This window comes from Bacillus sp. JJ1764 (assembly GCF_036962145.1).
Lineage (GTDB): Bacteria > Bacillota > Bacilli > Bacillales > Cytobacillaceae > Neobacillus.
In genome coordinates this window covers 1-12,107 of sequence record NZ_JBALNY010000129.1, presented here as the reverse complement: position 1 = coordinate 12,107, position 12,107 = coordinate 1, and the positions used below count along the sequence as shown (strand labels likewise).

The 12,107-nt window shown below is 40.6% G+C and carries 13 protein-coding genes; 1 reads left to right on the top strand and 12 read right to left on the bottom strand.

Annotated features, from left to right (window positions below; all coding sequences use genetic code 11):
- Positions 1 to 356: 356 nt before the first annotated feature.
- The 10 genes from V7083_RS17445 to cymR form a co-directional block, all read right to left on the bottom strand.
- Positions 357 to 1,433: an AI-2E family transporter gene (locus V7083_RS17445; RefSeq protein WP_335480224.1), complete on the bottom strand. Its 1,077-nt coding sequence runs from the start codon at positions 1,431 to 1,433 to the stop codon at positions 357 to 359.
- A gap of 81 nt (positions 1,434 to 1,514) precedes the next feature.
- Complete coding sequence (locus tag V7083_RS17440) at positions 1,515 to 1,649, bottom strand: YrzQ family protein (RefSeq protein WP_335480221.1); 135 nt, start codon at positions 1,647 to 1,649, stop codon at positions 1,515 to 1,517.
- Between the two features lie 22 nt (positions 1,650 to 1,671).
- Positions 1,672 to 1,863 carry a hypothetical protein gene (locus tag V7083_RS17435; RefSeq protein WP_335480218.1) on the bottom strand — a complete coding sequence of 64 codons (192 nt, stop codon included), beginning with the start codon at positions 1,861 to 1,863 and terminating at the stop codon, positions 1,672 to 1,674.
- Between the two features lie 11 nt (positions 1,864 to 1,874).
- Positions 1,875 to 2,351 carry a PRC-barrel domain-containing protein gene (locus tag V7083_RS17430; protein WP_335480215.1) on the bottom strand — a complete coding sequence of 159 codons (477 nt, stop codon included), beginning with the start codon at positions 2,349 to 2,351 and terminating at the stop codon, positions 1,875 to 1,877.
- 32 nt (positions 2,352 to 2,383) lie between these two features.
- Entirely contained in the window at positions 2,384 to 4,798 is a 2,415-nt protein-coding gene (gene recD2, locus V7083_RS17425) for an SF1B family DNA helicase RecD2 (protein ID WP_335480212.1), read from the bottom strand.
- A 37-nt stretch (positions 4,799 to 4,835) separates the two neighbouring features.
- The gene (locus tag V7083_RS17420) at positions 4,836 to 5,492 is read right to left on the bottom strand and encodes a tetratricopeptide repeat protein (RefSeq protein WP_335480210.1); all 657 of its coding nucleotides are present in this window, start codon (positions 5,490 to 5,492) and stop codon (positions 4,836 to 4,838) included.
- Positions 5,493 to 5,497: 5 nt separating this feature from the next.
- Entirely contained in the window at positions 5,498 to 5,668 is a 171-nt protein-coding gene (locus tag V7083_RS17415) for a hypothetical protein (RefSeq protein WP_335480206.1), read from the bottom strand.
- 57 nt (positions 5,669 to 5,725) lie between these two features.
- Entirely contained in the window at positions 5,726 to 6,847 is a 1,122-nt protein-coding gene (mnmA, locus tag V7083_RS17410; protein WP_335480203.1) for a tRNA 2-thiouridine(34) synthase MnmA, read from the bottom strand.
- Between the two features lie 36 nt (positions 6,848 to 6,883).
- Complete coding sequence (locus tag V7083_RS17405; RefSeq protein ID WP_335480200.1) at positions 6,884 to 8,026, bottom strand: cysteine desulfurase family protein; 1,143 nt, start codon at positions 8,024 to 8,026, stop codon at positions 6,884 to 6,886.
- Positions 8,027 to 8,065: 39 nt separating this feature from the next.
- On the bottom strand, positions 8,066 to 8,488 hold the full coding sequence (gene cymR / locus V7083_RS17400) for a cysteine metabolism transcriptional regulator CymR (protein ID WP_335480198.1): 423 nt from the start codon (positions 8,486 to 8,488) through the stop codon (positions 8,066 to 8,068).
- Positions 8,489 to 8,632: 144 nt separating this feature from the next.
- Between cymR and V7083_RS17395 the strand changes: the two genes are divergently transcribed.
- Positions 8,633 to 9,901 (top strand): replication-associated recombination protein A, encoded by a 1,269-nt coding sequence (locus V7083_RS17395; protein ID WP_335480195.1) that lies wholly within the window; start codon positions 8,633 to 8,635, stop codon positions 9,899 to 9,901.
- Positions 9,902 to 9,938: 37 nt separating this feature from the next.
- On the opposite strand, the gene V7083_RS17390 is transcribed toward V7083_RS17395, so the two are convergent.
- Both V7083_RS17390 and V7083_RS17385 read right to left on the bottom strand, forming a co-directional pair.
- A complete protein-coding gene (locus V7083_RS17390) occupies positions 9,939 to 10,889 on the bottom strand; it encodes an ABC transporter permease (protein ID WP_335480192.1) in 951 nt (316 codons plus the stop codon).
- Entirely contained in the window at positions 10,882 to 11,808 is a 927-nt protein-coding gene (locus tag V7083_RS17385; RefSeq protein WP_335480347.1) for an ABC transporter ATP-binding protein, read from the bottom strand. Before V7083_RS17385 ends, V7083_RS17390 begins: the two co-directional genes overlap by 8 nt.
- Positions 11,809 to 12,107 lie beyond the last annotated feature (299 nt).

The window sequence follows — 12,107 nt, the reverse complement described above, 5'->3', positions numbered from 1 at the left end:
AATCAACAGGGTTCTTTAACAATGCCATTTTTTAAAAAAGCATATAAAAAAGCCCTTCATCCCAAAACAGGGACGAGGGCTATTGCTCGCGGTACCACCCTGATTATGAATACGAAAAGCCAGTATCCATCTCTCATTAATCCTTTAACGCAGGAACACGGCAGGGATTAGCTGCACTCCGGATTAGCTTTCTGTCATCCTTCATCTAGAGCCCCTTTCAGCCTGTGGAAGCTCCTCTCTTTACGCAATTTAGCGCTACAGATGGTCTATAACATACTTGATCCTTCTTCATGTTATATCAATATTGATTCTCTATGACGAATTATATCCATCAGAAAAATCTTTGTCAATGATATCTAAGGGGATTCATTCGTTTTAACGTCAATAAAGTGATTTTTTGCATGGATCAATCCGACTTTCACGACAGCTAGAACCGGAACCGCCAAAATCAATCCAAGGATGCCGCCAACTTCCCCCCCCGCCGTCAACGCCACCATGATTAACAGTGGGTGCATATGCAGGCTTTTGCCGACAATAAACGGAGATAATATATTTCCTTCTAAAAATTGCAGTCCAAACACAATGACCAACGTGATGAGCACCAGCTTTACCGAGGTGGTCGCGGCAATGATGACAGCAGGAACCGCCCCAATAATCGGTCCAAAATAAGGGATTACATTTGTTAATCCACATATCAGCCCCAATAGTAACGGATATTTTAAATGAAAGATCCAAAACAGCAAGGAGGATATACTCCCAATAATAAGACAGACAAGCAGTTGTCCCCTTATGTAGCTCCCAAGCGATTTATCCACATCTCTTAAAAATAAAGTACCCCGTCTACGCCAATTTTTAGGGGTCATATACCAAACTGCCCGTTTTAGAAGGGGATAATCCTTTAACATATAAAACGCAATAAAAGGGATGATCATTAACATTAATGCTGAATTTAAAATATTCACTAGGGTATTCACAATGATGGTTAAAAGCGAATCAAGTTTGGTTTCAAAAGCATCTATGCCAGCGTCAATTTTGGTTTGCAAACCATCCGGCCACTCTCTAGTATGGGACTCTAACCTATGAACCCAGCCGCGATATTGTTCGGCAAATACAGGTGCACTTTCCGACAAATCCTTTATTTGATCTATAATGGCCGGAATTCCTTTGTAAAGAGCAAACCCGATTCCGCCAAAAAAAAGGAAATAAATGAATAAAATGGCCAGTCCCCGATGTAATCCCTTTTCATGTAATTTTTCAACTATTGGATGAAGCAAATATGTAATAAATCCTGCAATGACAAACGGAAGTGCGATGATTGCTACGACACGAACCATCGGCATCCAGACAAAGCTGATTTTGAGAAACACATACATCGCAATGAGTAAAAGGAGTATAAAACCGATTCGATAAAACCATTTCATTCGAATATCCATACTTTGCCTCCTTGATGTTATTCTTAGAGACAAAGGCCAGAAATATGCATAAAACCCCCTCCAATATAGAGGGGGCCGAATTTAAAAAATCACTCGTTTAACCTTACGTGACATTTTTTTCATTTGCCTTCCGGACATTACATTGTTTCTTTGTGCTAGATTATAGGCAGCCATTCCTGCGCCAAAAGCAATCACCGACGTCATCATCTTGTTCATGCGTTTCACCTCTTCTTATAATTTAAAGAGTGTAACGACGCAGATCTTCTTCAAACAAGTCATCCAAGGAACTAAGAGTTCCATCTTCCTCGACCTGATGTGTATTGATAAGGCCTTTGGAGACAGAAAGTTCAATAAAACAGTTCCAGCAATAATATTGGTTGATACCAATTTTACCAATATCCTTGCTCTGGCAATTGGGACACTTTAACATGGAAAGACACCTCACGTTTGATTAACGTCTACGATGATGGCATCCTTCCCGATCGTTAAGGGCTTTTCGGAATGAATCATTTTTTTTCCTTCCATTATATCTGAAAAGAAACCATCCGTAATTTCGTACCCTACGATTGTGCCCAATTCTTCCTGGAAATATACATCTTTTAACAATCCAAGCGATTCCCCGCTCTTGGACAGCAGCATCATCCCATCAAGAGATTGCTGAAAGCTCAAGGCGTTTTCCGAACTGTTTTTGGCCTTGGTGAGCAGACTCGGGTCCTTAACCATCACCACATCCCAGCCAAAGGATGCCACTTTTTGAATATCCAAAAAGCAGTTTTGTTTGAAGAAAGCGCCTTTTTTTATAATAAGACCTTTCACGATGCCAGCATCTGAAATACAAAGGTCACAAACCTCACCGATTTTTGTGCCATGTTGAAGTTCAAAAACAGGCTGTCCCTTTAATAAGGAAAATGTTCGCAAAGAGTACCCACCTCCTTCGAACATCCTTAGTTTTAGTTTTTTAACATAAAATCATAAGGTGAAACGTTTTCCATTCCGATCATGGGGTCAACTAACATCATTTTTTCTTCATAAGACATTTCTTCGATCAAATCTTCCTCTAATGGCTGAATGTTTATTTTACCAGGGATGGCTTCTTGCAGCTTTTCAAATAAAGTAGTGAGACGGGACATTTCATCTGCACGTTCCACTCCCATTTTTAACGCTTCCTCTTCCCCGCATAAAATAAGGGATTGTTTACTTCTGGTTATAGCAGTATAAATTAAGTTCCTTTGTAGCATCCGATAATAGCTTCTTGTGATCGGCAAAATCACAATTGGGAACTCGCTTCCTTGTGATTTATGGACAGAACAGCAATAGGCATGGGTAATTTGAGTTAAATCCTGCCGGGTATACTCGACCTCATTCCCCTCAAAAGAAATATAAATCATATCCTGTTTTTCGGTATTTTCTTTGGCATAAATAATTGAGATTATTTCTCCAATATCTCCATTAAACACATTGTTTTCTGGCTGATTGACTAACTGCAGCACTTTGTCGCCAATCCTATATTTGACTTCACCAAATGCTATTTCTTTTCGTTTTCCATCCGGATTGGGGTTGAAAATCTCCTGAAGCAAGACATTTAAACGGTCAATCCCGGCAGGACCTCTGTACATAGGAGCCAGGACCTGGATATCCTTGGCCGTATATCCCTTATTTTTGGCATTTAAAGCCACTTTTTCAACCACTTCGGCAATTTGCGAGGTTGAGCATTTGATAAAAGAACGGTCAGCTTGTTTGGCCGTTATATCTGCAGGCAAATGTCCCTTTTTTATTTCATGAGCCAGTTCAATGATAGAGGAGCCTTCTGCCTGACGGTAAATATCTGTTAATCTGACAGTTGGAATCCGCTCAGAACGCAGCAAATCTTTTAAAACTTGGCCAGGACCGACGGATGGAAGCTGATCTTCGTCTCCAACCATGATTACCTGAATCCCGTCTGGGAGAGCTTTAAACAGTTTGTTGGCAAGCCAAATATCAAGCATCGAAGTCTCATCGATAATTAAAATTTTTCCCTCAAGGGGACTCTCTTCACCTTTATCAAATCCTTCCGATCCATTAAAACCAAGCAGACGATGAATCGTTACAGCCGGCAGTCCGGTAGATTCACTCATCCTTTTGGCAGCACGACCAGTTGGAGCCGCTAATAAGAATGGAAATGGTTCATCTTTTTTAAAATAATCCTTTAGCTCCAGCGAACAGCCGTGCAACTCGGCATAAAGCTCAACAATCCCCTTGATTACCGTTGTTTTTCCTGTTCCTGGTCCGCCCGTTAACATTAACATCGGCGACATCAACGCGGTTTGAATCGCTTCCTTTTGAGAAGGAGCATACTGTACACCCAGCCGTTCTTCTAAAGCACCTAAAGCCAGTAAAAACTCTGATTCAGGAAACTGATCCTTGTACTCAGTTTGTTCGAGAATCCGTTTAATACTAGTCACGAGGCCTTTTTCTGCAAAATATAAAGACGGTAAATATACTCTCTGTTCCTCACCGATTATTTTATTCTCTTCCTCGAGCTTTATAATTTCATTGGAGATATCGCTATATTCAATTTGATCCCGCTTATTTTCTTCAAGGAGCTTTTTAACCTGTTCCAGTAAACCCCGAACCGGCATAAAAACATGACCCGTTTGCATGCATTCATATTCCAACGTGTATAGGCAGCCGGCCTTAATACGATCCGGATGATTTCCGGTGATACCTAACTGATGCCCTAACTCATCTGCGCGGCCAAAACCAATCCCCTCAATATCCTCCACTAGCTGGTAGGGATTCTTTTGGATAATCGTAAGAGTCTCTTCTTTATAGGCTTGATAAATCCTCATCGATAATTGCGGGCCGAAGCCGTATTGATTAAGAGCAATCATTACCTGTTCTAACCCTTGATACTCCATCAGCGTATCATAAAGCATTTTTGCCTTTTCAGGAGGGAGCTTCGGAACCGAATCAAGCAGGGACGGCTGATTGAGGATTTTGGAAATCGCATTTTCCCCTAAGGTTTCTACGATATTCTCAGCTATTCTTTTCCCGATCCCTTTGAACATTTCACCGGATAAATAGGCGATGATCCCCTGTTTTGTTTGCGGCATGTCCTTTCGAAAATGGTTAGCAATATATTGTGTACCAAACCGTGGATGCTCCTTAAATTCTCCGTAAAAAATATACGTTTCCTGCTCATGGATTTTAGGAAAATAACCAGTGATAACCGCTTCCTTGTCACTGTATTCATGATTGGTTTCGTCCACGCGAATTCTTAACACAGTATATAGATTTTGTTCATTGTGAAAAATCGTAACGATTGGCCGGCCTTTAACAAACTTTCCCTGTTCAGAAAATAAATCAAGGGTTTCTTGGTTTTCCATTCGCCGAGCTCCCTCCTTTCTACAGGTTTGTGATTTCTTATGCTTTTAGTTTTTCAATTAATGTGGTTGCTTGTAAAGCCATCAAATGTTCCGGATCTAATCGCAGCCCTTTTTCCAGCATTTCTAAAGCTTTGCCTTCGTTTCCTTTAAAGGCAGAACTTAGACCAAGGAAATAACAAGCATTGGCATAGTTTTCATCAATCATCAAACATTCTTCAAATTGAGCAATGGCTTCTTCGATGTATTCATTTTGCAACAGACACATTCCGAATTCAAAGCGGGCTTCCAAATCGTCTCCGTTTAATTCGACACTACGTTGTAAAAACGGTATAGCCAGCTTTTGTTGACCTAGCTTCATTAAAGACATACCTAGTAGAAAGAAATTATCGCTTGATTCTAAACCTTTTTTCATGGCAGATTCAAACATATCCTTTGCTTGTGAAAATTGTCCGTTGCTGTAATAAAGATTTCCAGCACTATAGTAAGCCGCTGCTGCGTTTTCATCTATTTCAATTGCTTTTTGAAAAAATTGAAGTGCTTTGTCATTGTCTCCCAAAGCGGATAATACATTTCCAAAATTGATATAAGCAATTGGATCTTGACCATTCTCATTAATGGCTTCATAAAAGGCTTTAGCTGCCTCTTCCAGATTGCCTTCCTGCATATATTTAACACCTAATTGGTTTTTGTCCATTTCATTCAACTCCGTTCTATAGGGAAGTATAACACATTGGGTAGAAAATTGGTTCTTTGGATTAAGGGATGGGGGATTCCGCGAGATTTTTTGATATTCCCACCAGTTTTTACAATATTCCCGCGAATTTCTAAACTAATTCCGCCAGTTTTTGCGATATTTCCGCGTGTTTTCATGATTTTCCCGCAAATCCTCAAAAAACCCCGATTCTACTAATAGAATCAGGGCTTTTATTAACCAACATAAGTGAGACGCTCACCATTTTTATACACTTCATCAATTGTACCGCCGCCGAGGCATTCGTCATCAAGATAAAAAACAGCAGCTTGTCCAGGGGTCACCGCACGAATGGGTTCATGGAACAATACTTTAACGCGATTATCTTCCAAAAGCTGAACCGTTACTTTGTGATCTTCCTGACGATAGCGGAATTTTGCCGTACACTCAAATTCAGCTGGCTTTTCCCGCTCAGATACCCAGCTTATATTTGTGGCAATAATCGAATCGGAATAGAGCTTTTCATTGTGAAAGCCTTGTCCGACATAAAGGACATTTCGTTTTAAATCTTTTCCGATGGCAAACCACGGCTCACCGGACCCACCGATCCCTAAGCCATGACGCTGACCAATCGTATGATACATCAGCCCTTCATGACGGCCTTTAACCTCACCGTCGAATGTTTCCATATTACCAGGTTGGGCCGGCAAATACTGCCCCAGAAATTCTTTAAAATTTCGTTCCCCGATAAAACAAATTCCGGTACTGTCTTTTTTAGTAGCAGTCGCAAGGTTAGCTTCCTTGGCTATTTCCCGGACTCGTGACTTTTCAAGATTACCGATTGGGAACATTACCTTGCTAATTTGGTCTTGGGACAACTGATTTAAAAAATAGGTTTGGTCCTTATTTTCATCAAGGCCACGGAGCATTTTATATTCCCCGTCACGAAACTCTACCCTTGCGTAATGGCCGGTAGCGAGGTAATCTGCCCCTAAATTCATCGCGTGGTCCAAAAAGGCCTTAAATTTAATTTCTTTGTTGCACATCACGTCTGGATTCGGTGTTCTGCCAGCCTTATATTCTTCTAGGAAATAGGTAAATACCTTGTCCCAATATTGTTTTTCAAAATTAACAGCATAATATGGAATGCCGATTTGATTACAGACTCGAATGACATCATTATAGTCTTCTGTCGCCGTACAAATACCGTTTTCATCGGTGTCATCCCAGTTTTTCATGAATATGCCGATGACGTCATACCCCTGTTGCTTTAGTAACAGGGCCGCTACCGACGAGTCCACGCCTCCAGACATCCCAACAACGACACGGGTATTTTTCGGATCTTTGATTTCCACCATATTTCACCTCTCTTGTTGTAACTTTTTTTAAACCATTTATTGTTTCAGGCGTGAAACAACCTTGGCTGTTTCTTCAGCCGCCCTGATGATTTCTTCCTCTGTTGTGGTAAAACCAAAGCTAAAGCGGATTGAATTCACTAGTCTTTCGGATTGCTTTCCAAACATCGCGACCAGAACATGGGATGGCTCAATAGAACCAGCCGTACATGCTGAACCGCTTGACACAGCAATTCCCGCTAAATCCAGATTGACCAGCATGGCTTCCACGTTTGTACCGGGAAAGCTTAAGTTTAATACATGAGGCAGCGAATATTCAAGAGATCCGTTTATGGAAAAATCAACATGTGCATCGCATAGTCTTTGCACCAAAATTTCTTTATAGTTTCTGAAACTTTCCCGTTTAGCAGCTCTTTCTTCCTCAGCAATCTTGACTGCCTCGGCAAATCCGGCAATGGAAGCAACATTTTCCGTTCCAGCTCGACGTTTCCGTTCTTGCTCACCGCCAAAAACACGGGGGGATATTTTTACATTAGAACGCACATAAAGAAAACCGGTCCCTTTAGGTCCATTAATTTTGTGTGCCGAAACCGAAAGTAAATCAATGAAGCATTCATTAACATCAATATTTTCCAGTCCGTAAGCCTGCACCGCATCTGTATGGAATTTTGCCTGATGATCTTTCAGCAATTCGCCAATTTCTTTTATAGGCTGAAGGGTTCCTACCTCGTTATTTCCATACATAATAGAAACGAGAATCGTATCATCCCGTAACGCTGATTTAAGGACATCAAGGGAAATACGTCCTGATTCGTCCACCGGCAAATAGGTAACTTCAAAACCAAGCTTCTCCAGCTTTTGGCACGCATGCAATACAGCATGATGCTCAATCTGAGTGGTAATAATATGTCTACCATTGCTCTGATAGGTTTCAGCCGTCCCAAAAAGTGCCATATTATCAGCCTCAGTGCCTCCGCTTGTAAAAATAATCTCGTTTTCCTTGGCACCAATGCTCTCTGCCATGACTTCCCGCGCTAAATCAATCTGGTGACGTGCTTCCCTTCCAAATGAATGAATGCTTGAGGGATTGCCAAAAGTTGCATTCATGACATCCAGCATTTTATCAATCACTCTAGGTTGCATGGGAGATGTGGCTGCATGATCGAGATAAATCCTTTCCATTGTAACACCTTCAATCAAAATAATTCTCTAGTATCTCCATTAAATATAAAACATATAACCTTCGTCAGGTTCACTGTCATTACTGTGGCTCGCCAAATCTTCAAGGGTAGTATTGTCCAATACATCTTTGATGGCATCGCGAATCCGAATCCATAACTCCCGTTTGGCCGGTTCTTCATCTTCGATTCCTTCTACAGGTGTGATTGGCCCCTCTAAAATCCGAATAACATCCCCTGCGGTAATTTTAGAAGGAATATCTGATAAAATATAACCACCATAGGCACCTCTGATGCTCTTTACTAAACCGGCATTACGCAAAGGAGCTATTAATTGTTCCAAATAATGTTCTGATAACTCATTTGCTTGTGCAATAGCTTTCAAGGAAGTTGGGCCTTCACCGTATTTCTTAGCGAGTTCAATCATAATTGTAAGGCCGTAGCGACCCTTAGTCGAAATTTTCATATATATTTACACCTCTGTTCAAATTTCACATTTAATAACTTGAGTATAATAGGCATTAGCAATTATATCATATTCTTCTTTGTTATGCTTTTTGAAGTCGGAAATGGTATTGTATGATAAGAATAATCTTTTGGGGAGATCAATATGGTGGAAAAACCGTTAGCATTTCGGATGAGGCCGCGTACGATTGAAGAAATCGTCGGGCAGCAGCATCTAGTCGGGGAAGGCAAAATCATTGCCAGAATGGTCAAGGCAAAACAGCTATCGTCGATGATCCTTTATGGTCCGCCTGGAATCGGCAAAACCTCGATAGCCAGTGCCATTGCCGGGAGCACGAAATACGCTTTTCGTACCCTGAATGCTGTAACTAATAATAAAAAAGACATGGAAATAGTTGCTGCTGAGGCAAAAATGTCCGGGAAAGTGATTTTGCTGCTTGATGAGGTTCACCGTTTGGATAAGGCCAAACAAGATTTCTTATTGCCCTATCTGGAAAATGGAATGATTGTCCTAATTGGTGCGACCACAAGTAATCCCTATCATGCCATTAACCCGGCGATCCGCAGTCGCTGTCAAATTTTCGAATTAAAACCGTTATCACCCGACGAAGTAAAACAAGCCTTAATTCGAGCTCTTGAAGATGAAGAACGGGGCTTAGGGAATTATAAAATTGACATTTCTGAAGAAGCTTTGATGCATTTTGCTCAAGGGTCAGGCGGAGACGTCAGAAGTTCGTTAAATGGCTTGGAACTTGCTGTCCGCTCAACGGATCAAGATGAAAATGGCATTATTCATATTAATGTGGAAACCGCAGAAGAATGCCTGCAAAAGAAAAGCATTGCGGCTGATAAAGACGGTGATGCCCATTATGATGTTGTTTCCGCTTTTCAAAAATCAATCCGCGGCAGTGATGTCAATGCGGCCCTCCATTACTTAGGCCGATTGGTTGAAGCAGGAGACTTGCCAAGCATTAGCCGACGGCTGATTGTAATTGCTTATGAAGACATTGGACTCGCTAATCCACAGGCAGGAGCAAGAACCTTGGCTGCCATCGAAACAGCCGAGCGAATTGGATTCCCTGAGGCCAGAATTCCGCTAGCGAACGCGGTCATCGAACTGTGCCTGTCACCGAAGTCAAATTCAGCCATCATGGCTATTGATGCCGCCTTAAGTGACATCCAAAAAGGAATCACTGGTGAAGTACCGGACCATTTAAAGGACGCCCATTATAAAGGAGCTAAGGAACTTGGTCGGGGCATTGACTATAAATACCCTCACGACTATGAAAATGGCTGGGTCCCCCAGCAATACCTGCCTGACAAAATCAAACACAAACAATACTACCAGCCTAAACGAACAGGCAAATTCGAACAAGCAATGGCCACAGTCTTTGAAAAACTGAATCGAAAATAGAAACAGGCACCACAATGATGGGTGCCTGTCACCTTTATTATGCAGCTACATCTCTCTTCTTAAAAACAAAGAACGCGAGGAACTGAAAAACAGCAAAGTATAAAATCAGCATAATGATTGAGAAGGTTAAGGTCATACCGTTTACTAGTGGCGTGCCTTCAAAGTACTGCATCAAGTCTGTGTTAGCAAAAAGCAGGTACTTTGCCCATGAGAATTTAATGGCTAATAAGGCGGTGAATTGAGCCCCGGTAAACAGTAAAAATAACGATAAACCAATTGCCAATGAACTGTTGCGGAATACTGAAGAAATCATAAAGGCCATCGTGACTAGCATCAGCATTTCAATCGAACTTAAGCCATAATAGATTAATAGATGAACTACCATATTTTGTTCTGTAACATGACCATTATAATAGTTCAAATAAGGAGTCACTTTATCCGGCATTCCGAATAGAATAGCCCCTAAAGCTGTTGAGAATACAAATAGAATGGCAATCATGAACAGTGCAAATACGAGCACAGTTAAATATTTGGAGGTTAGTATTTTCGTTCGATTAATGGGCCTGATCAATAAGAGCTTAATCGTCCCCCAGTTAAACTCACTCGAGACAATTCCCGCCGACACGATGATAATAAATAAACCTGCTAAAGTTATTAGTTCTGAAGCGTCTTTTACAAATGACCAAACGTTATATTCCTGACTTGGTGCTAAATGATGCTGAATCCGATAGTCATTGATGGCAATGGTCTTTTTATAATATTGCTTCTCCATTTCCGAATGGCTTTGTTCCATCTGTTTTTTCAAGGCATTATTTTCTTCGCGCAGTGTTTGTTCCCATTTTGGATTGGCTGCCGCATCTTTTCCATTTTCCTGATATTTGAAAAAGGCACCGACAACAGCTGTACTAAGAATTAAGATTGCGATCATGACATAAGTTCCAGGACGTCTAAACACTTTCATCCATTCATTCTTTATTAAATTAAGCATGGATCATCGCCTCCTTTTCACCGGTTACTTCCAGGAAGCGGTCCTCTAGGGTTTTTGCCGTTTCCTTAATGCCATATACTTGTATATTTTCTTCCACAAAAGCTTTAACGAGATTTGGTATTTCCTCTTTAGACAATTCTACTGTAATTCCATTTTTTGAACGTTGAACACGAATATCAGGATAACGGGATTTGAATACGGTAATGGCCTTATCACTTGGAACTACTTCGATCTCGTAAACAGCTCCTTCTCCCTGAACAAACTCTTTTACCTGCTGCACATCAATTAATCGGCCATCTTGTATAATTCCTATCCGGTCACACATCATTTCCATTTCCGATAGCAAGTGACTGGAGACAATGACAGCCATGTTCTTTTCTCTCGCAAGCTGGCGGACATAGTCACGTATTTCTCTAATTCCTGCAGGATCCAATCCGTTAGTTGGTTCATCAAGAATCAGCACCTGAGGGTCATGTAACAGACATTGGGCCAATCCCAATCTCTGCCTCATTCCAAGTGAATAAGTTTTTACCTTATCATGAATGCGGTTAGTCAGGCCGACTAGCCCTACTACCTCGGCAATTTTTTCTTTGGTGATGCCTTTTGACATTCTAGCAAAATGAACAAGATTTTGATAACCCGTCAGAAATTTATACATTTCCGGATTTTCAACGATCGCTCCAATATGGCGGACCGCATCTTCAAAATCATTTTTTATACTAGAGCCTCCAATCATAATATCGCCGGATGTAATCCCCATTAAGCCAACAATCATCCTAATGGTTGTTGTTTTACCGGCACCATTTGGACCTAAAAAACCAAAGACTTCCCCTTTATTTACTTGAAAGCTAATATCATCAATGATTTTTTTGCCCTTGATGCTTTTTGTGACATTTTTTAACTCAACAATGGTTTCCAACATTCTCCACCTCTTTTTTCTTTCCTCCAATAGTGTAACTGATTATGAAAAAATTTTCCTGTACTATTAGGTCTTCACAAAATTATTATAGCTTGCTGACGCTCCATTTTAATAACGGCTGTAGGTCGAAAAACTTCTAGGTCTAGGGTCTTAGAAACTAAAGAATAAATGGTTACAAAATAATATTTTTATATTTAATTATAATAATTATAAATAAGTATTGATTTTTGTTTAATAAATGTTATCATTTACTTAACGGCTTACATGACAAATAATGAGGTGAAATGAATGAATAAGAT